Source organism: Paenibacillus sp. O199, from assembly GCF_001636635.1.
Taxonomy (GTDB): Bacteria; Bacillota; Bacilli; order Paenibacillales; family Paenibacillaceae; genus Paenibacillus; species Paenibacillus marchantiae.
Window position 1 is genome coordinate 47948 of record NZ_LGRP01000019.1, and the last position, 21386, is coordinate 69333.

17 protein-coding genes and 2 riboswitches are annotated in these 21386 nt (G+C 47.5%); of the genes, 14 read left to right on the forward strand and 3 right to left on the reverse strand.

Annotation, left to right across the window (positions count from 1 at the left end):
• The first annotated feature begins 4 nt into the window (after positions 1 to 4).
• The 13 genes from A6049_RS22920 to A6049_RS22980 all read left to right on the forward strand — a co-directional run bounded on the left by A6049_RS22920 (position 5) and on the right by A6049_RS22980 (position 15884).
• Positions 5 to 1603, forward strand: a complete 1599-nt coding sequence (locus tag A6049_RS22920) for a UDP-glucose--hexose-1-phosphate uridylyltransferase (protein WP_063566868.1) — start codon at positions 5 to 7, stop codon at positions 1601 to 1603.
• A gap of 83 nt (positions 1604 to 1686) precedes the next feature.
• The gene (locus A6049_RS34585) at positions 1687 to 1833 is read left to right on the forward strand and encodes a LuxR C-terminal-related transcriptional regulator (RefSeq protein WP_095206196.1); all 147 of its coding nucleotides are present in this window, start codon (positions 1687 to 1689) and stop codon (positions 1831 to 1833) included.
• Between the two features lie 132 nt (positions 1834 to 1965).
• Positions 1966 to 3129 carry an iron-containing alcohol dehydrogenase gene (locus A6049_RS22925; RefSeq protein ID WP_063566869.1) on the forward strand — a complete coding sequence of 388 codons (1164 nt, stop codon included), beginning with the start codon at positions 1966 to 1968 and terminating at the stop codon, positions 3127 to 3129.
• Between the two features lie 261 nt (positions 3130 to 3390).
• Positions 3391 to 3927 (forward strand): NfeD family membrane protein, encoded by a 537-nt coding sequence (locus A6049_RS22930; protein ID WP_063566870.1) that lies wholly within the window; start codon positions 3391 to 3393, stop codon positions 3925 to 3927.
• Positions 3928 to 3985: 58 nt separating this feature from the next.
• Positions 3986 to 5542: a flotillin family protein gene (locus tag A6049_RS22935; RefSeq protein ID WP_063566871.1), complete on the forward strand. Its 1557-nt coding sequence runs from the start codon at positions 3986 to 3988 to the stop codon at positions 5540 to 5542.
• Between the two features lie 165 nt (positions 5543 to 5707).
• On the forward strand, positions 5708 to 6562 hold the full coding sequence (glcT, locus tag A6049_RS22940) for a glucose PTS transporter transcription antiterminator GlcT (RefSeq protein WP_063566872.1): 855 nt from the start codon (positions 5708 to 5710) through the stop codon (positions 6560 to 6562).
• Between the two features lie 288 nt (positions 6563 to 6850).
• Positions 6851 to 8908, forward strand: coding sequence for a glucose-specific PTS transporter subunit IIBC (ptsG, locus tag A6049_RS22945; RefSeq protein ID WP_063566873.1), 2058 nt, complete (start codon positions 6851 to 6853; stop codon positions 8906 to 8908).
• A gap of 77 nt (positions 8909 to 8985) precedes the next feature.
• Positions 8986 to 9261 (forward strand): HPr family phosphocarrier protein, encoded by a 276-nt coding sequence (locus A6049_RS22950; protein WP_024633102.1) that lies wholly within the window; start codon positions 8986 to 8988, stop codon positions 9259 to 9261.
• Positions 9254 to 10966, forward strand: coding sequence for a phosphoenolpyruvate--protein phosphotransferase (ptsP, locus tag A6049_RS22955; RefSeq protein ID WP_063566874.1), 1713 nt, complete (start codon positions 9254 to 9256; stop codon positions 10964 to 10966). Before A6049_RS22950 ends, ptsP begins: the two co-directional genes overlap by 8 nt.
• A gap of 249 nt (positions 10967 to 11215) precedes the next feature.
• Positions 11216 to 12787: a helix-turn-helix domain-containing protein gene (locus A6049_RS22965; protein ID WP_063566876.1), complete on the forward strand. Its 1572-nt coding sequence runs from the start codon at positions 11216 to 11218 to the stop codon at positions 12785 to 12787.
• Positions 12788 to 12931: 144 nt separating this feature from the next.
• The gene (locus tag A6049_RS22970; protein ID WP_063566877.1) at positions 12932 to 14098 is read left to right on the forward strand and encodes an alpha/beta hydrolase family protein; all 1167 of its coding nucleotides are present in this window, start codon (positions 12932 to 12934) and stop codon (positions 14096 to 14098) included.
• 26 nt (positions 14099 to 14124) lie between these two features.
• The gene (locus tag A6049_RS22975; RefSeq protein WP_063566878.1) at positions 14125 to 15105 is read left to right on the forward strand and encodes an ABC transporter substrate-binding protein; all 981 of its coding nucleotides are present in this window, start codon (positions 14125 to 14127) and stop codon (positions 15103 to 15105) included.
• Positions 15102 to 15884, forward strand: a complete 783-nt coding sequence (locus A6049_RS22980) for a hypothetical protein (RefSeq protein WP_063566879.1) — start codon at positions 15102 to 15104, stop codon at positions 15882 to 15884. The genes A6049_RS22975 and A6049_RS22980 overlap by 4 nt, the downstream gene beginning before the upstream one ends.
• 144 nt (positions 15885 to 16028) lie before the next feature.
• Here A6049_RS22980 and gcvPB read toward each other — a convergent pair whose 3' ends face one another.
• From gcvPB to gcvT, 3 genes are all read right to left on the reverse strand, one after another.
• Positions 16029 to 17516, reverse strand: coding sequence for an aminomethyl-transferring glycine dehydrogenase subunit GcvPB (gene gcvPB, locus A6049_RS22985; protein WP_063566903.1), 1488 nt, complete (start codon positions 17514 to 17516; stop codon positions 16029 to 16031).
• Between the two features lie 95 nt (positions 17517 to 17611).
• The gene (gene gcvPA / locus A6049_RS22990; RefSeq protein WP_063566880.1) at positions 17612 to 18967 is read right to left on the reverse strand and encodes an aminomethyl-transferring glycine dehydrogenase subunit GcvPA; all 1356 of its coding nucleotides are present in this window, start codon (positions 18965 to 18967) and stop codon (positions 17612 to 17614) included.
• Positions 18964 to 20100 (reverse strand): glycine cleavage system aminomethyltransferase GcvT, encoded by a 1137-nt coding sequence (gene gcvT, locus A6049_RS22995; RefSeq protein ID WP_063566881.1) that lies wholly within the window; start codon positions 20098 to 20100, stop codon positions 18964 to 18966. The genes gcvPA and gcvT overlap by 4 nt, the downstream gene beginning before the upstream one ends.
• A gap of 197 nt (positions 20101 to 20297) precedes the next feature.
• A riboswitch (glycine riboswitch) is annotated at positions 20298 to 20398 on the reverse strand.
• 3 nt (positions 20399 to 20401) lie between these two features.
• Positions 20402 to 20524: riboswitch (glycine riboswitch) on the reverse strand.
• Positions 20525 to 20871: 347 nt separating this feature from the next.
• Between gcvT and gcvH the strand changes: the two genes are divergently transcribed.
• Positions 20872 to 21261, forward strand: coding sequence for a glycine cleavage system protein GcvH (gene gcvH / locus A6049_RS23000; RefSeq protein ID WP_063566882.1), 390 nt, complete (start codon positions 20872 to 20874; stop codon positions 21259 to 21261).
• The last annotated feature ends 125 nt before the right edge of the window (positions 21262 to 21386 follow it).

Consider the following 21386-nt stretch of genomic DNA (forward strand, 5'->3'; position numbering starts at 1 on the left):
CGATATGTCACAGACTCATATTGCAGCAGGTGCCACAGAGCGGACACCGGAGCAGCAGGAAGCACTGCATGCCATTGAACGTCTGGTAGCATTTTCCTTGCAGAACAAATTGATTGAAGAAGCGGATCGGGATTACAGCCGTAATCTACTGCTAGAACAGTTTGGGTTCTCCGAGCCGTATGCTGGAGTATTGAACGAGACGGTGTTGGATGGACCCCAACCATTGCTGGATACGTTAATTGATTATGGGTTCACCATTGGACTTATTCCTGAAAATAGCGATACGTTCCGTGATTTGCTCGATGCAAAAATTATGGGTCAATTGATGGCACGTCCATCCGAGGTGGTGCGCGCATTCCGTCATACGGAGCAGACCGAAGGCATTGAAGCGGCTACCTCCCAATTTTATGAGCTTTCGATTCATTCCAACTACATTCGGATGGACCGCATTTCCAAGAATGTGTATTGGACACAGGATACAGCTTATGGAGACATGGAGATTACGATCAACCTCTCCAAGCCGGAGAAAAGTCCAAAGGAAATCGCGATGGCAAAGCTGCTTCCGCCTCCGGTATATCCGAAATGCCAACTCTGTCGTGAAAATGTGGGCTATGCGGGACGGGTCAACCACCCGGCCCGTCAAAACCTACGTGTCATTCCATTGGAATTGAACGGCGAACCTTGGTTCTTCCAATACTCGCCATACGTGTACTACAACGAGCACTGCATTATTTTCCATCACGATCATGTGCCGATGAAATTAACCAAGGATACGCTGCGTAGGCTGCTGGCTTTCGTGGGGGAATATCCGCATTACTTTATCGGTTCCAATGCCGATCTGCCTATCGTTGGCGGCTCCATCCTGACTCATGACCATTTCCAGGGTGGACGCCATACCTTTGCCATTCAAAATGCGAAGCCAGAGGCGGTATTCCGCCATGCTGGTTCGCCGGGGCTTACGCTTAGTCTTGTGAAATGGCCAATGTCCGTTCTGCGGCTGGCTTCACACGATCCTGCAGAGTTGCTCGAAGCGGGGAATGCCGTTTATGAAGCATGGAAGGTGTACAGCGATTCTACGGTGGAGATTGAGGCCTTCAGTGAGGTTGACGGAGAACAGATTCCACACAATACAGTGACTCCAATCGTTCGTCGCAGTGCGGACGGAGGATATGAGATGGACCTCGTTCTGCGGAACAATCGCACGAATGATGAACATCCCGAAGGGATTTTCCATCCGCATCGTGAAATGCATCATTTGAAAAAAGAGAACATTGGACTCATCGAAGTGATGGGCCTTGCAATTCTGCCAGGTCGTTTGAAAGAAGAGCTGGACAGCATCGCGGATATTCTTGCTGGGGATACCAAACTTGCTGAGGCGGCCAAAGCTTCCGAACATGTGTTGAACAAACATCTGGGCTGGGCAGAAGAACTGATCGAACGTTTCGGTCCCAACCTGAACAAGGAGCAAGCTGTTGCGCTCGTGCAGCAGGAAGTAGGCCTGAAATTCGCCGAGATACTGGAGCATGCAGGTGTCTACAAATATAATGAGGCAGGACGCCAAGCCTTCCGTCGTTTTGTAAGCAGCATGGGATACACCGAATAAACATGTATAACGAAGAACATCAGCCCTACAAGGGCTGGTGTTTTTAATTTGTTTGACATGTTCAGTTGTAAAGAAATCGTGAAATCACGGAACAGTTACATCTGTCCGCAGGAACTATTCGAGCATACTTATCCAGCATATATATTAAGCTTGGCGTACATTCCAGAGCCAAAGCGATGCTGCTTAAGACGAACTGGCATGGCAGACGTTGTATGGGTCCCACCAGCTAAATGACCCGTGCATACTTGCAGATTAACGGGTTGTTATAAAGTGAGTGACTATGGATTTGTTTTTCTATAAACGGGGTACTATAATTGGAGTTGCACTAAAAAATTCTAAGCTCCATTGGAGGCGACATAGATATGAGATCATTTCAATTTTATAATCCAACCCGATTGATTTTCGGTAAAGGTCAGCTGGAAGCACTGAAAACCGAAGTACCGAAATACGGCAAACGGGTTCTGCTTGTATATGGTGGCGGCAGTATCAAACGCAGCGGATTGTACGATCAGGTGATCGGTTTGCTGAAGGAAGTTGGAGCTGAGGTTACGGAGTTGGCTGGTGTAGAACCGAACCCACGTCTTTCGACGGTTCACAAAGGCGTAGACCTTTGCAAAACGAATAACATTGACCTGATCCTCGCTGTAGGCGGCGGCAGTGTACTGGACTGTGCCAAAGCGATTGCCGTAGGTGCTAAATATGACGGCGACATGTGGGACTTTGCCCAGCGTAAAGCCGTTGCACAGGATGCTCTTCCACTCGGAACCGTGCTGACAATGGCTGCAACTGGCTCGGAAATGAATGCCGGTTCGGTTATCACGAATCAGGATACACAGGAGAAGTTGGGTTGGGGCAGCGCGTATTCGTTCCCTGCGTTCTCAATTCTTGATCCGGTAAATACATATACCGTTCCTCTGGACCAAACGGTTTATGGCATGGTTGATATGATGTCCCACGTACTGGAGCATTACTTCCATCTGGATGCCAACACACCGGTTCAACTCGGATTCTGTGAGACGATTCTGCGCACAGTTATGGATGCAGCCCCTCGTTTGGTTGAAGACCTGGAGAACTATGAACTGCGTGAAACGATTCTGTACTGCGGAACGATGGCATTGAATGGTGTACTGAACATGGGTCTCGCTGGTGACTGGGCTACTCACAATATCGAACACGCGGTATCCGCAGTGTATGACATTCCGCATGGCGGAGGGCTCGCGATTCTGTTCCCGCATTGGATGAAGCATAATGTGGACGTCAATGTGGATCGTTTCAAACGTCTCGCGATCAATGTGTTCGAAGTTAATCCTGAAGGTAAATCGGACAAACAGATTGCTGAAGAAGGCATCGAAGCGTTGAGCAAATTCTGGACATCCATTGGTGCGCCTAACCGTCTGGCTGATTATGATATCGATGACAGCCAAATCGAAGTGATGGCTGACAAAGCCATGCTCTTCGGCCCATTTGGTAACTTCAAAAAATTGCAACGTGAAGACGTTGTATCTATCTACAAGGCTTCTCTATAAGAATAAAACATAAAAACACAGCGATGTGTTCTGGAACCGCACGTCTCCTTTAACGGAGATTTGCGGTTTTTTTGTTGTGAATAAGAGCGAATTGGAGAATGTTCCAGGAACTGGACCATTTTGCAACCAGAATAACCATTATCGGGTCTAGGAACCAAATGAGGAAAGATTTTGAAACATAACAGTGGGTTGCTACGTATTTATTTACATGAGGAATGCCCAGTTGGATGGAATTGCGGCAGAAGAGAGGAGGAACGGGGAATGGAGTCAATCTATTGGGGGTGTCTAATCGGAGGAGCCATATTTGCAGTCGTCAGCCTTGTGCTAGGTGACTTGATTGATGGCTTGCTGGACGGGGCCTTTGAATTGCCAGGCCTTGATTTTTTCAAACCTGTTGTGCTGGCTGGTTCCATAACAACCTTTGGCGGAGCCGGTATTATGCTGACACGTTATAGCTCGATAAGTGCGATTTCGGCACTGATACTATCCCTGCTTATAGGTATTGCTGCAGCCATGCTGGTATTCTTTGCATATATCAAGCCGATGCGTAACAGTGACGTTTCCATTGCGTTTTCCATGAAAGAGCTATCCGGGAAAATTGGAGAAATTACCATTCCGGTACCGGAAAAAGGTTTTGGTGAAGTCATGATCAAGATTGCTGCCGGTAATACGGTGCACACGGCATCCAGCTTTGAACATCGTCCCATTGCGGCGGGAGCGCGTGTTGTAGTTGTGGATGTAACCGAAGGAGTGCTGCGTGTGTCGGAATGGGATGAAGATGTACTTAAAGATGTTTAAGGTAGTTTAACCGTTAGCAGTGTAAGCAGTCATGTATGAATAAGGGGAGAGATGTGGAATGAGTGATTTGAATTTGGATATGGATGTATTGTTGATTCCTGCAATAGTTGTCGGTGTTATTCTGATTCTTGGTTTGGCGTTCTGGGCGAGGTACAAGACGGTTGGGCCGGATGAAGCCATGATCGTTACGGGTTCATTCCTTGGAAGTAAAAATATTTCCGACGATGACTCCGGACGCAAAATTAAAATTGTTCGTGGAGGCGGCGCATTTATCTTGCCAGTATTCCAGCAGTCAGAGTTTATCTCACTGTTGTCCCATAAGCTGGACGTTTCCACACCGGAAGTATACACGGAACAAGGCGTACCGGTCATTGCCGATGGTGTCGCCATTATCAAGGTCGGAAGCTCAATAGAAGACGTGGCTACTGCAGCCGAGCAATTCATCGGTAAGCCGGTAGAATCGTTAAGAGGCGAAGCACAGGAAGTTCTGGAAGGGCATTTGCGGGCCATCCTCGGAACGATGACGGTGGAAGAAGTATACCGTAACCGCGATCGCTTCGCGCAAGAGGTTCAAGGTGTAGCTGCCAGGGATCTGAAAAAAATGGGACTGCAAATTGTCTCTTTTACCATCAAAGATGTTCGTGACAAACAAGGTTATCTGGATGCCCTCGGTAAACCGAGGATAGCAGCCGTCAAGCGTGATGCTGAAATTGCGGAAGCGGAAGCGATGCGGGATGCACGTATTCAGAAGGCCAATGCAGAAGAGCAAGGGCAAAAAGCCGAGTTGCTGCGTGATACGAATATCGCTGAAGCTGCAAAAGAGAAGGAACTGAAAGTAGCGACGTTTAAGCGGGATCAGGATACTGCTAAAGCAGAAGCGGATCAGGCTTACCATATCCACGAAGCGCGTGCGAGACAAACCGTGGTGGAGGAAGAAATGAAAGTTGAACTCGTTCGTAAAGAACGTGAGATTGATCTGCAAGAGAAAGAAATTATCGTACGTGAGAAGCAGTATGATGCTGAAGTGAAGAAAAAGGCAGAAGCGGATCGTTATGCGGTGGAGCAGGCTGCCGAAGCGGATAAAGCCAAAAGAATGCGTGAAGCCGATGCAGTACAGTACTCCATTGAAACGCATGCGAAAGCTACTGCGGAGCAGAAGCGTCTTGAAGGGCAGGCTATGGCGGATGCAGAACTCGCTAAAGGTACAGCGGATTCAGAAGTTATTCGTCTGAGAGGACTTGCAGAAGCGGAAGCGAAGGAAAAACTGGCCGAGGCGTTCCAAAAGTTCGGCGAAGCTGCCGTGCTCGATATCATCGTCAAAATGCTGCCTGAACTTGCTGGTAAAATTGCGGAGCCGATCTCTGCGATTGATAAACTGACTGTTGTGGACACAGGTAAAGGTGAAGGCGCCACTCGTGTAAGCAATTATGTAACTGAGCTCATGGCGACGGCCCCTGAGATGCTCAAAAGCGTTTCCGGCATTGATGTGGAGCAGTTAATTAAAGGCCTCACCAAACCTAAAACAACAGCACCGGTTGCTATCCAACAGAGTGAACCTGTAACGACTCCCTCTATAATCGATAAGATTGTGGAAAAAGCTGGAGTTGACGAGTAAGACAACGAATTATAAAGCAGTCATGCTCTATTGACCTTAAGGCGAATTTTTGTTACTTTTTAAGCGAGACGTCCGGCGCGGTTTGCCCGCTTCCGGATGTCTTTTCTTTCTTACTAGGGTGTGATTGAATCACACCTAAGATGGTGTGAAAAAGAGGTGCAAATATTGAGTAGCCTGCAAGTAGCCAAAGCGCTAAATAATAATGTAATTATTGCACAGCATCCTGAACATGGAGAAGTTGTCGTGATTGGTAAAGGCATCGGCTTCAATCGGAAAACGAATGATATTATTCCTCTGATGGCTGTGGAGAAGATGTTCATTTTGAGAAACCAGCAGGAGCAGGAGCAGTATAAACAGCTTCTTCCACAAGTGGATGAAGCATTGATCGAAATTATTAACGAAGTCATTACGTATATTGCAGAACGTACGGACGTTCCTTTAAACGAACATATTCATATCGCACTGACCGACCATATTTCTTTTGCATTAAAACGGAAAGAACAAGGGATTGTTATCCAGAATCCGTTTCTATATGAGACCCGTGAAATTTATCCTGACGAATATCGTATGGGTGAATATGCGGTTCGTTTGATTAAAGAAAAACTGGGCGTAGATCTGGGAATGGATGAAATCGGTTTTATTGCGCTTCACATCTACAGTGCCATGACCAACCAAAATATTTCCCAAGTTCGCGAGCACTCGCAATTGATAACTGATTTGGTGAGCCTGGTGTCCACCCAACTGGATTATTCGTTTGAGACCGAGTCACTGGATTATTCCCGGTTACTGACTCATCTTCGGTTTGCCTTAGAGCGTGTCCGTCGGGGAGACAAAGTGGAAGAAATCCACAAATTGGATTCCCTGTTGAAGTTGGAATATCCTGAAATGTACTCGCTTGCATGGAAGCTAACGAAGGTGATGGAAAAAAGGTTGAATCTCCCAGTGTATCCTGCGGAAGTAGGTTATTTGACCATTCATTTGCAGCGCTTGAATCAAAGGAAAGAAGAAGAGAGTAAGTGAAAAAATTCCATCATTGGAATTCTGGTTCGACAAATTTCGTGTAAAGGCTTGCATCGTTTTTGAAGTGGTGCTACAATGGTCTCCGTAATCAAGCAACTGAATAAACACAAACGACGTGTTACTGATTCGATCAGGCATGAGTTATCTAGAGCGTGATTGTTCTTACCTTATACCGGGTATGCTATACCCGAAGGTTGGACCAATTTGCTTTGTTAACTCGTGCCTTTTTTGTTTTCCCTTGCTTGCTTCACAACATAAAAATTTAAAAGAAAGGGTGGATACGACGCAATGTTTAAAAAGCTTTTTGGTGTATTGCAAAGAGTAGGTAAAGCTCTCATGTTGCCCGTAGCGATTCTTCCAGCAGCAGGTTTGTTGCTCGGGATCGGTAACATGCTTGTAAATCCGGATTTTCTGCAATATGCTACAGCGCTAGATACCCCATGGGTAAGCTCGATCGCGACGATTATGATGAATGCGGGTCAGATCGTATTTGATAATCTGGCATTACTATTCGCTGTCGGTGTAGCCGTCGGGCTGGCCGGAGGCGAAGGTGTCGCAGGTCTTGCGGCCATCATCGGTTACCTGGTCATGAATGTGACTTTGGGTACGGCTGTTGGTGTTACGCCGGCCATGATCGGTGAAGTACCCGGTTATGCCAGCATCTTGGGTATCCCTACATTGAGTACTGGCGTGTTCGGAGGTATTATCATAGGTATTACCGCCGCGCTATGTTACAATCGATTTTTCAAAATCGAACTGCCGTCTTACCTCGGTTTCTTTGCAGGTAAACGTTTTGTCCCAATTATCACTTCAGTCGTTTCCCTCTTAATCGGGTTGCTTCTGGTGATCATCTGGCCTCCAATTCAAAATGGGCTGAATGCTGTATCTCACTTCATGGTAGATACAAGTCCGACATTGTCGGCGTTCATTTTCGGAGTGGTAGAACGGTCACTTATTCCGTTCGGTCTGCATCACATTTTCTATTCACCATTCTGGTTTGAGTTCGGTGAATATGTGAACAAAGCTGGAGATGTCATTCGTGGAGACCAGCAAATCTTCTTCAATCAACTGCGTGATGGTGTGAACCTTACAGCGGGAACGTTCCAAGTTGGTAAATTCCCGTTCATGATGTTCGGTTTGCCAGCTGCGGCGCTTGCGATGTACCATGAAGCAAGACCGGAGCACAAAAAGTATGTTGCAGGGATCATGGGATCAGCTGCGCTGACTTCGTTCCTCACAGGGATTACAGAACCACTGGAGTTCTCATTCCTGTTTGTAGCGCCAATCCTGTTTGCAGTACACTGTATCTTTGCAGGTTTGTCTTTCATGACGATGCAAATTCTTGGAGTCAAAATCGGGATGACATTCTCCGGTGGATTCATTGACTTCCTGATCTTCGGGATTATCCCGAACCGCACGCCTTGGTGGGATGTTATCATCGTAGGTTTGATTCTTGCAGTGATCTACTATTTCGGATTCCGATTGATCATTCGCAAATTCAACCTGAAAACACCAGGTCGTGAAGAGGCAACTCCTGAAACTGCTTCGGGCGGTGGAGGCTCAAGTTCAACGGATGATCTACCTCACAATATTCTTGCTGCTTTCGGCGGGCAAGATAATATCAAACATCTGGATGCTTGCATTACTCGTTTGCGGATTGAAGTAAATGAGAAATCCAGTGTAAATAAAGATCGTTTGAAACAATTGGGTGCATCTGGCGTACTTGAAGTGGGTAATAATGTACAGGCCATCTTCGGTACACGTTCAGATACGATTAAATCTCAAATGCAGGATATCATTGCAGGACGGACACCGGCACCAGCTCCAGCAGCTGTGGCTAAGCCAGCTCCTGAACAGGAAAAGGCGCAAGGTGAAGAAGGTGAACGTATTATTGCGGAAGACATCGTTATGCCAGTTAACGGCGAATTGATGGATATCACAAACGTTCCTGATCCGGTCTTTGCTGAGAAAATGACAGGCGATGGTTTTGCTGTTCTGCCTCATGATGGCAAGATTACTTCTCCTGTATATGGTAAGGTGTTTAACGTATTTCCAAGCAAACATGCCGTGGGCATTATGTCTGACGGAGGCAAGGAAGTACTTGTTCATATAGGTGTCAACACGGTGAAGCTGAAAGGTCAGGGCTTTAACGTGCTTGTGCAGGAAGGCGACCTGGTATCGGCAGGACAGCCGATTATGGAAGTGGATCTGGAGTATGTGAAAGCTAATGCTCCGTCGATCATCTCTCCGATCATTTTCACCAACCTGCCAGAAGGCTCGACAGTAACGCTTACGAAAAGTGGGTTACTGAAAATTGGCGATCAGCCGATTATTGAGATAAAATAAGAAGTGTTACGACGATGGCAAGCAAGTGTAAATATATGCAATGCCTAAACTAAATTATTGAAAGTGAGATGATTGTAATGCAACAAACATTCAGAATTACAGACGAAGATGGTATCCACGCACGTCCGGCGACAGCCCTGGTTAATACAGCAAACAAATTCAAAGGTGCAGAATCCTTTGCAGAAGCTAACGGTAAAAAAGTAACTTTGAAATCCATCCTGGGTGTACTTTCCCTTGGTCTGGAACAAGGCGACACCATCAACATCATCGTTGAAGGCGAAGGAGAAGCTGAAGCTCTTCAAGCTCTGACAGACGTTATGGTTAACGAAGGGCTGGGCGAAATTAATGCTTAATGTCTCTGGGATCGCGGCTTCGGCGGGTATTGCTATCGCCAAGGCGTTTATCTTGGAGCATCCCAATTACTCTGTAGAAAAACGCGAAATCAACGACGTTGACGCAGAGATCGCGAAACTCGACTCAGCTCTGGGCAAGTCCCAGGCTGAGCTTGAGGCGATCAAAGAGCGTACTTTACAAGAGCTTGGCGAGAAAAAAGCTGAGATTTTTGCTTCGCATTTGCTCATTCTGAATGACCCGGAACTGATTGATCCGGTTAAAGCGAAAATTGCAGATGATAAGATTAATGCGGAATTCGCATTGAACGAAACAGCAACGCAATTTATCGAAATGTTCGAAAATATGAAGAGTGCTTACCTGCAGGAACGTGCTGCGGATATGCGTGATGTAACCAAACGTGTGCTAAATCACTTGCTTGGTATCGAATTCATGAGTCCTGCTGAGATCAGTGAAGAAGTGATCGTGCTTGCGGAGGATCTTACGCCTTCCGACACGGCTCAACTGAACCGTCAATATGTTAAAGGTTTTGCAACCAATATTGGTGGACGTACTTCTCACTCTGCAATCATGGCTCGTTCGCTTGAAATTCCGGCTGTCGTTGGAACCAAGGACATTCTGGCTCAAGCGAAACAAGGTGACATGATTATCGTTGACGGTTTGGACGGTCACGTACTGGTTAATCCAACGGATGATGTTATTGCTGAGTATCGTTCCAAACAGGAGCAATACGATGCACAACGTGCGGAGTGGAGAAAACTGCGTGATGAGCCAACGGTAACGGTGGACAACGTTCATGTGGAACTGGCAGCCAACATTGGTACACCGAATGATGTTGCTGGTGTTCTGGAGAATGGCGGCGAGGCTGTAGGCCTGTACCGTACCGAGTTCCTGTACATGGGCAGAGACAAGCTTCCTTCCGAGGACATTCAGTATAATGCTTACAAGGCTGTACTGGAAAAAATGGAAGGCAAACCTGTTGTTGTTCGTACACTCGACATCGGTGGAGACAAAGAGCTTCCATATCTGGACCTGCCAAAAGAAATGAATCCATTCCTCGGTTTCCGCGCAGTTCGTCTGTGTCTGGACCGTCTGGACATTTTCCGTACTCAATTGCGTGCATTGCTGCGTGCAAGCGTACATGGTAACCTGCGTGTCATGTTCCCTATGATCGCAACACTTGGTGAATTCCGTGAAGCGAAAGCTGTCTTGCTCGAAGAGAAAGAGAAGCTGGTTGCTGAAGGTATTGCTGTTTCTGACAGCATTCAACTCGGAATTATGGTCGAAATTCCTTCGACTGCAGTTCTGGCGGATCAGTTTGCCAAAGAAGTGGATTTCTTCAGTATCGGAACGAACGATCTGATTCAATACACGATGGCTGCTGACCGTATGAACGAACGAGTGGCATATCTGTACCAACCTTACAACCCAGCTATTTTGCGTTTGGTTAAAATGGTTATCGATGCAGCGCATCGTGAAGGTAAATGGGTTGGCATGTGTGGTGAGATGGCCGGAGACGAAACAGCAATTCCATTGCTACTCGGTCTCGGACTGGATGAGTTCAGCATGAGCGCAACATCTATTCTGCCAGCTCGCAGTCAGATCACCAAGCTGTCCCGTGCAGACATGCAAGAACTTGCTGCCAAAGCACTCGATATGCAAACGGCTGAACAAGTCGTTGAATTGGTTCAAAGCATTCAAGCGTAATGTAATTTTACGGGGTTTCCACCCGATTTTTAGGGTTTCTTTTTCCGATAAAAAAGCTGCAGTCTTGCAGCGATTTTGCCGGTATCTGTTGTTACAGCAGATACCGGCTTTTTTTGTTTTGGGCCGATATCACTATTCTGCAGAGAAGTTACATTTTTCCGTTTGTATCTTGGTTGAAAATCATTATCATTAAGATATTCGAACAATTCAATCAATGGACATCATGCTGAGGGAGAAAGTAGGGTTACCATGAAGGTCAATGAAAAAAAGGCAGGCAAGATGCTTAAATATAGCAGTATCGATTCGTTTGAAGTGTCCTCAAATGGAGAAATTGTTCATGCAGCGACAGCGGAACACTTCGCTATTCTTTGTATAAGTGGCTCAGGAACTTTGGTATCGAACGAACACATATCCCGATTGAATGAAGGGGAAGTCTATTTGCTGGCTCCTGGACAGAGGTTCAAGCTGGCGGCAGATGAGCAGGCGTTAAAAGGCTGTATGGTCCGTTTCGAAGTATACGAATATGGCGGAGAACAGCAGATGACTGCTACCCATGCTTTCATGGAGGGTTTGTTTTGGTGCAAAGATCCGCATCAACTCGCGCTCTCTTGTGATCGATTGCTTCAACTGGAGGTCGCTGGTGACGAGGAACACTTCAATAGACAGGCCGCATTATACGGTTTGATGACTTCACTTGTTCAAGCGGAGGCCAAGCCGGAAAGCGTTGAGTCTACCGCTTCTGCGATTGCCCGTGTTGCCGATTATATGAATGAACATCTGGATCATGAGTTAAAACGAGATGAATTGTCCAAGCTTGCTGGCCTGAGTCCAGGATATTTTTCGTGGGCATTTCAGCAATATACAGGAAAGACCCCGACGGCCTATCTGATGGATGTCAGAATGAAACGGGCCAAGGAGCTCCTTTTGTCAGGTGATGGTGTAAAAGAGACCGCGGTCCGAGTCGGCTATGAAGATGAATTTTATTTTAGCCGCAGATTCAAACAGAAGATGGGACTTTCGCCTAATGCGTTTGTCAAAAGCCGCAGATATAGTATCGCAAGTGTCTCTGATCCAATCTCGGGTAGTTTACTGGCACTTGGCCTGCTTCCGAAAGCTGCTGCCTTTTATCCAAATCATGAATTATACAACCGAATGACTCGTCTGCATTCTTATGAGCTGGGGGAAGGGCAGATCTGGCAAGAAAATGTGGATCGATTGCGTGCGTCGGAGCCGGAGCTTATTTTCTGCACTGACATTCTGGGCGAGCGGGCGCGAAAAGAGCTGGAGCAGATTGCGCCGACAGTTGCCATCCCTTGGTTATCCGCAGACTGGCGCGAGCAGCTTCGAATGATTGCAGAAGTCATGGAGCATCGGGCAGAGGCGGAGGTGTGGCTGTCAGAATATGATGGCAAGGCGGAAGCGGTCTACCGCAAAGTAAGACGTAACATCGGTGGAGCTACCGTCAACATATGGCGTATCACGGATTCGGAATATCGGATATATGGCAAACGCAATGCTGGCGCGGTCCTTTATGATGATTTTAGATTGGCAGCTACGCATCGTCTCGATGACATCAATGTTTTTGAATCGGTGACTAAAGAAGCTCTGGAAAAATACGACGCAGATATGCTGATTATCATGGTAGATTCCACACAGCAGGCGGCCCGGGAATGGAAGGCGCTTCAGGCCAGTGAGCAGTGGCATCGTTTGACAGCGGTTCGGCATGGACATGTGTACGAGGTGGGGACAGAAAAATTGTTTGAGTATTCAGCTTGGTCGCATGATCGGGCGCTATCCTATTTTATGCGGTTATTTGGCTGACTAAAGTCCAGTTCACTCCGTTTATATATCCATGTTTAGCTGAAGCAATGAATGATATGATACGTATTGAGAAAGAAAATCATTATCAGTGTAAAGAGGAGGTGACATTCCATTTCTGGAAAGCCGCCTTGGAATCTAGAGCAATTGTTTAAAGCACCTCGATTATACCCGGTTTCCGAAGATCAACATACCGGCGTACATGCTTGCTTCTATGAGGGTGTGTCATATAAAGGTCGTGCTACTCGCATATTTGGCTACTACGGCATCCCGCGTCCGGTCTCTCCTAACGAGGAAGTTCCCGCGGTAATTTTGGTTCACGGTGGTGCGGGAACAGCTTTTAGCAGTTGGGTGAAAGAATGGATGGCACGAGGGTATGCTGCGATAGCCATGGATCTGGAAGGGCATGTTCCATTCGGGGATGAGGAGCACACCGAACGGATGGAATGGCCTTCACATTCATGGAGTGGTCCTGAGAAACAGGGTGTATTTGCAGATTACGAACAGCCTGTTGAAGATCAATGGATGTATCATGCCGTAGCCGCTGTAATATTGGCTCATTCATTGCTCCGCTCTTTTCCGGGTGTAGACAAGCAGAGCATAGGTATAACAGGAATTTCATGGGGAGGCATCATCACAAGTTTGGTTGCGGGGTTAGACACCAGGCTTTCTTTTGCCATGCCCGTTTATGGCTGTGGGTATTTGCATGAACCGGGTTCCTATTATGGGCTTAGCTTTGCATCGATGCCGGAGGCAGAGGCAGAACGTGTTCGTCTATTATGGGATCCATCCACATTTCTGTCGGAAAGCCGCTTGCCGATGTTATGGCTTAACGGTAGTAATGATACCCATTTTCCGTTGACCATATTTAACAAGTCTTTTGAGCAGCATCTGGAGTGCCATCCGAACAACAACAGCAGACTAAGCCTTCACCCGGGTCTCGGGCATTCTTATAAGGAGGCATGGGCATGCGAGGAGGTCTTCGCTTTTGCGGACAGCATCGTTAAAGTGAAAGCTGCGCTTATTGAAATTTGTGAGGAGAAGCACGAGGACGGTTGGTTTGTCGTTCGGTATGATTCATGCCTTCCTGTCCTGGAGGCCAATCTTTATTGGTGTGTGGATGATCGCAATTGGAGAACCGCAAGATGGGAGTCCATTCCCGCTTCGTTGGATACAACGAACTGCAAAGCGCTCATACGTCTTCCACAGCATGGAAGTTCGTTTTTTATGAATCTAAGAAATGAAATGGGATGGATCACAAGCACACGTGTAATGAGAAATGAGAGAACGGCAGAAGACAAAATAATAGAATAACCAAAGAATAAGGGGATCTGTAGAAAATGAAACAACGAAATCAACGCTACTTCACGTTAACAGCAGTTTTGCTTGCGGTGCTATTATTGATTGTGGCCTGTGGCAACAAAGAGAAGTCAGGTTCGTCTGAGGCAGAACCGACGAAACAGGAACAAGCGGCTTCGGAAGAGTCCCAAGATGCCACGTTTACATTTAAGGATACAAATGGTGAGCAGACATTACCACAAAAGCCAGAAAATATTGCTTCCACAGTGACATATTTGACGGATCACCTGATTGCACTTGGCATGACGCCACAAGCTACGGTGAAATCACAGAACGAAGATTTTCCGTTATATTTGAAGCCATTCTTGAATGATGTGGCTATCATCGGTGATCAAGGTAAGGTCAGTGCAGAGAAAATGCTCTCTCTTGGACCAGATCTGATTGTGACGGATACGAACAGCAAAGAGCAATACGAGAATTATGCCAAAATTGCTCCAACGGCCATGCTTGAGAATGGATATGTGGCACCTGATTGGCAGACGGCATTTCGAGCTACCGCGGCGGCCTTTGGTCTGAACGAAAAGGCAGAAGAAGTGATAAAAACCTATGAAACGCATAAAGCTGAGGCGATCCAAAAAGTTCACGCCAAAGCAGAGGGTAAGACACTCATGGTATTGCGGATAAGAAATGATATTCGGTATTACGGAGACATGGACTACAAATGGCTTTATGATGATTTCGGTTTCTCCAGACCGGCTGTTTTCCCCGTGACAAGCGCTGAAAGTCGCTATGAAGTATTGTCTAATGAAAAGTTGCCAGAAATCGATCCAGATTACATTATCCTTATCAATGATAATGAAGAGATCTATAACAATCTGCAGACCTTGGGGATTTGGGAAAACATGAAGGCTGTTAAAAATAATCAGGTATTCCAGGTGGCTTCAGATTCGTGGTTTGGCGGGTATGGACCCAATGCGGCTACTTCCATGCTGGATGACCTGAATCGTTTGTTCGGCGAATGATGAATGACCGGATTCGTGAGGAACTGGGGAAGCACTTTAATCTTGTACAGGAACTGAATGGTGTACCCGTGGCATCGCTATGTGGAGAATCTATTGTTGATCCGGAGGCAATGAGAAGCTTTTTGTCCGCCTATCAACAGTTAATCGAGGGACAGGATCTAGCGGTTGCCGCAGCCTATTTCACCAGTTGGTTCGGGGATGTGGCAGCTGCGCTGCAATATACCGTATCAGTCCATGATGCAGCTCTGAATTTTTCGCTAGCCAATCTGAGTATACATTTGATGAAGGAAACCGGGTATACACGAATTGCTTTTCAACTTGAGAACATGGATGTCACTCTCGCTCCGAAGGATTCGGAGGAAAGAACGGTCTGGCTTGAAGCAGAATTAAGACGTTTTTACAGTCAGACTGCACGTCCCCTCATGGAGTGTTTGTCCAAAGCTTCTGGGTTGCATGTCAGCATGTTGTGGGGGCAGTTGCCAACGGCTCTGCAAAACTACAGGGAGAATATTCATAATACGTATCAAGACGATGAAGCTCTCTTGCGTCAGTTTGCCGCTGATGAACTGGTGCTGCAAAATGGTCTGGAAGCTGATGTATTTGGTCTGGCCAAGAATCCGCTTCGTGTCAGGGTTCGGATGATTGATCATCCGCTGGAGCCTACGAAGAGACTTGCGATCAAAAACGTCTGTTGCTTGCAATATTTACGAAAAGGTCGCTCCTATTGTTACACCTGTCCGCGATTGGGCAAGAAGGAACGGGCCAATTGGAAGCCCTAGACCGGAGAAGATAAAATAAAGCTGACAGGTTAATAAGCAATAAAGAAAACAGCCGCACAGAAAGCAAAATGCGGCTGTTTTTGGCATTTATTAATGATTATCAACGACTGAATATGTTTTCATTAGTTTATTAGAGGTTAGCTTTTAACTGCAAGCACAGTTCAGTACAGGTTTACGGGCTGCTGTTGTTTCATCCAGACGGGTAACCGGTGTGCCGTAAGGGGCATTGAGTACCAGTTCAGGCGTTTCTTCTGCTTCCTTGGCAATGCGAATCATCGTATCGACAAACCCATCAAGGGTTTCTTTGCTCTCGGTTTCGGTTGGTTCGATCATGATGCACTCCTCGACGTTCAGTGGGAAGTACACGGTTGGCGGGTGATACCCAAAATCAAGCAATCGTTTGGCAACATCCAGTGTACGTACACCATACTGTTTCAACCCCCGGCCAGACATAACGAATTCATGTTTGCACACGCCTGGATACGGAATCTCGTAGTAAGGTGCGAGACGGGCCATCATGTAGTTGGCGTTGAGCACCGCACATTCAGATACCCGGCGTAAGCCTTCAGGTCCATAAGTACGAATGTAGGCATAGGCGCGGACCAGAATACCGAAGTTACCATAGTAAGCTTTGACCCGGCCAATGGATTGATCACCTTCGCGATCCAATGCATATATACCCTCATCATTTTTGATGACCATCGGTTTCGGCAGAAATGGAATCAAGCGGCTCTTCACACCAACCGGGCCGGCACCAGGTCCACCTCCGCCGTGCGGAGTACTCATCGTTTTATGCAAGTTCAGATGCACCACGTCGAAGCCCATATCGCCAGGTCGGGTGATGCCCATAATGGCATTGGAGTTGGCTCCATCGTAGTACAGCAAGCCACCTGCCTGATGCACAATGGAGGCAATCTCCTGAATGTCTTTTTCAAAGAGTCCGAGTGTATTCGGGTTAGTCAGCATGAGCGCTGCGGTGTCCGAACCAACAGCTGCGCGAAGTGCGTCCAGATCTACCAGACCGTCTGCGCGGGAAGGAATCGTTACCGTTTCGAAACCTGCTACGGTTGCACTTGCCGGGTTGGTCCCATGAGAAGAATCGGGTACGATGACTTTCGTACGCCGTTCACCACGACCTTCGTGGTAAGCACGGATCATCATGAGCCCGGTCCATTCGCCATGTGCACCAGCGGCCGGTTGCAGCGTAACGGCGTCCATCCCGGTAAGTCCGGCAAGGTCATTTTGCAACGTGTAGAGCAGTTCAAGTGCACCTTGAATGCTGGATTCATACTGATATGGATGAATTTTGGCGAACCCGTTGTAACGGGCCACATCCTCATTAATCTTCGGATTATATTTCATCGTACAAGAGCCCAGCGGATAGAATCCGTTATCTATCCCGAAATTACGACGAGACAGGGCAGTGTAATGGCGAATGACGTCAACTTCAAAAACCTCAGGCAATGCTGCTGCTTCCGACCGAAGCATTTCCCGGGGAATCAGGGAATCCACAGCTTGACGGGGAACGTCGCATTCAGGCAACGAATAAGCGACCCGACCCGGACTGCTGAGTTCAAAAATCAACGATTGCTCCGGTACTGGAGAGGCAGCCTGGTTAGTGTCTGTTGTGATAGTTTCAGGTTTGCCCGAAGGGGAGATAGAAGTTACCGTTTCCGATTGTCCTTGTGCTGATGTCGTCGTAGTTGTCTTTGTTGTCGTTTCCTGAGTCACAGCGATCCCTCCAATACACGTGCGAATTCGTCGATCTCTTCCTTGCTGCGTCGTTCAGTAACTGCAATCAGCATATGTCCGGCGAGCTCCGGATAATCACGTCCAAGCTCATAGCCGCCAATGAAACCTGCATCCAGCAATTTCAGTTGCAGTGGTTCCACATTTGTTCCTTCAGGCAGTTGGATAACAAACTCATTGAACGTAGGTGCGGTAAACGTAAGAGAGACGCCTGGAATTGCGGTAAACGTGTTAAGGGCATAATGGCTCTTTTGCAAATTCAAATCAGCAACGTCGATCATGCCTTGTTTACCCATAATGGACATATATACAGAGGCGCTCAGCGCGAGCAACGCCTGGTTGGAACAGATGTTGGACGTCGCCTTTTCACGGCGGATATGCTGTTCCCGTGCTTGCAGCGTGAGTACAAAACCACGCTTGCCGTTGCGGTCCGTTGTCTGGCCTACAATTCGGCCAGGAATTCGGCGCATATGAGCCTGGGATACGGCGAAGTATCCGCATGTTGGGCCGCCGAGTGAAGCGGCGATGCCAAGGGGCTGCGCGTCGCCAACGACGATGTCAGCACCCAGCTTGCCTGGGGCTTCCAGCAGACCCAGCGATAGCGGGTTGGCGCTGACCACGAGCAGGCTCTTGTGCGCATGCGCAAGGTCTGCGGCCTGTTTTACATTTTCCACGGCGCCGAAGAAGTTCGGGCTTTGAATCATGACGGCTGCGGTGTCATCGGACACGGCGGCTTGCAGGGCATCCCAGTCTGTTACACCATTTTGATATCCAATCTCAACAATCTCCAGATTGAGGCCGTGAGCATAAGCTTGCAATACCTGACGGGATTCGGGGTGCACGGTACGTGACACAATCAGTTGTTTGCGGCGGGTTGCCGCTGCGGCCAGATTGCCTGCTTCCGCAAATGCAGTTGCACCATCGTACATGCTGGCATTGGCTACAGCCATGCCTGTCAACTCACAGATGTAGGATTGAAACTCGAAAATCGCCTGCAATTCTCCTTGGCTGATCTCGGGTTGATAAGGTGTATAGGCTGTATAGAACTCGGAACGGGAGATGACATGATTAATGACGGAGGGAACGTGGTGATCATAAATGCCTGCACCCAGGAAACTGGCGTGTGTCTCGAAGTTGGCATTCGCTGCCGCTTGCTTCGACATATGACGTGTCAGTGCGTATTCATCCAGTTTGGAGGAAACAGGCAGTTCGCCCTGATAGCGAATCTCCTGTGGAATGTCATGGAACAGATCCTCAATCGTTTCCACGCCGATGGTTGCCAACATGGCACTCTGATCCTGCTCGGTCATGGGGATGTAGCGATGCTTGCTCATGCTTGATCAGCTCCTTGAGTAGGTGTCTTTGGCGCACGTATCCGTTTATGAAAAGGGGTCTTCACGACCTCGGCTTTCAGTTTCTTGCCACGAATCTCAATCTCCAGCGGGGTACCCAGTGCAGCATATTTGCTGTCAATCAAGGCCAGCCCCAGATTACGTTTTAACGTAGGCGACTGGGTGCCTGTGGTTACTTCACCAATCTGTACGCCTTCGGCGTAAATGGGATAATGAGGACGAGGGATGCCGCGCTCCAGCACTTCGATGCCGACCAGCTTGCGGGCAGGCCCATCATTTTTTTGCTGCAACAAGGCTTCATGTCCGATAAACGGTCCTGCATTTAGCTTCACAAACATACTTACGCCAGCCTCCAGCGGTGAGATGGTTGCGGACAATTCCTGTCCATACAGGGGCAGCTTGGCTTCAAAGCGCAGCGTATCCCTGGCACCCAGTCCTGTCGGAACGAGTCCGTGACCTTCTCCCGCTTGCATCAATCCGTTCCAGACCTCAGCAGCTTGTTCCGCGGGAACGTAGAGCTCAAAGCCATCTTCACCCGTATATCCGGTGCGGGATAACAGCAATGAAACGCCACATACCTTCGCATTTTCCACAAAGCGGAAAGGCTCAATCGAAGACACATCGGTGTCTGTCACCGCTCTGAGAATATCCACTGCCAGCGGACCTTGCAGAGCAAGCAGCGCCGTTTGATCCGAATCATTGGTCATCGTTACGCCTGGCGTCATGTGCTGTTGCAGCCATGCCCAGTCCTTGTCGATGTTGGAGGCGTTAACCACCAGCATATAATGCTGGTCTTTCAGTTTATAGATCAGCAGATCATCGACCACGCCGCCATCCGGATAACACATTAACGTGTATTGGGCCTGACCGGGAACGAGTGTTGTTACATCATTAGTGGTCATGTGCTGTAAAAAAGCTTCTGCGTGTTCACCTTGTACGGTGAATTCACCCATGTGAGATACATCAAATAATCCGGCACGTTCTCGCACCGCTTCATGCTCTTTCTGAATTCCACTGAATTGTACCGGGAGCTCCCAGCCACCAAAATCAATGCATCGTACGCCTTCATATTGCTGATAGAGTGGAAAGAGTGGGGTTCTAAGCAAATCGGACATCCAATCACCTCGTCATGGGCCGTCAACCGGCCGAGTGTATAACCGTGGATCAATGAATCTGGCATCATATTTTATTATAAAAGTAAGGTAAGGACGCTATAGGCAGCGCCGCTCTATAACCTGTTTTCGTTTTTTTGGGAAAAAGGAAAAGGACAGGCCAAAGAATCGGCATGCCAGAAGCACGCTGTATTCTTAGGCTCTGTCCTTGGTACCTGAGAGTTACCCCGCCGCATGATGCAGCAGGTTTCCCCTTGGGTGATCATAACGCCCATACAGGGCGATTAGATGCTCTCCAGAGTTGCGTCCCGTAAAAGTCCTTTTGCCTGAGAGATTCACCTCCGCTTGTCGGTGGCTTACTCCTTCGGCGTTACCGCATGTACACCCTGATTCGGGTGTCAAGGGTAATCTCTCCCTTTACATTCATCCGCGGGTATTGCATAGACCAATTAAACACATTTACTACTCTCATTAAAGCCTGAATCGTCTATTGATGTCAAGAACGATATCATAGATATGAACAAAAAATCCGAATGAAATTTTTAATTAACATTATAATGTACGTCTATTTATAAAGAGTGCGCTTACTTTTCTAATATTCACCATTATATGTAGGAAGGGTCCATTTGAGTTACAGGCATATATAGAAGAAAATCAAATAAATTGTAAGGTATCTTGACATTTGAATCGAAAATATCATACGCTATGTTCTGGGAAAAAGGTTAAGGTCAAAGAAACGCATGCACTCATTAATGAAAAGCGAGGCGGATATCGATGAGCGAATTGAAAAGTGATTTCCTGTACAGTGAAGAGCACGAATGGGTGCAGACCGTAGGGGAGGATACCGTACGTATTGGCATTACCGAGTTCGCGCAGCATCAGCTGGGTGACATTGTGTTTGTGGAATTGCCTGACCTTGAATCGGATGTAAAAGCGGAAGACGGCATTGGAACGATTGAATCCGTCAAAACCGTCTCGGATTTGTTTTCTCCTGTCAGTGGAACGATTATTGCTGTGAATGATGCATTGCAGGATTCCCCGGAGCTGGTTAACAACTCCCCATATGAGGAAGGCTGGATGATCGAGATTCGTGTTGAGGGCGACCTCACAGCAGCACTTTCCACATTGATGAACGCGGATGCGTATCGTAAACATACGGAATAATATTAAGGTACAAATTTCCGCTAGATACGGAGTTTCAGCTTGATGGAAAAGTCCTTTAACGTAATAAAATGAATCGATTAATTAAAGATCCGGATGGTGATACAGCTCATTCGGAGAATACTTAG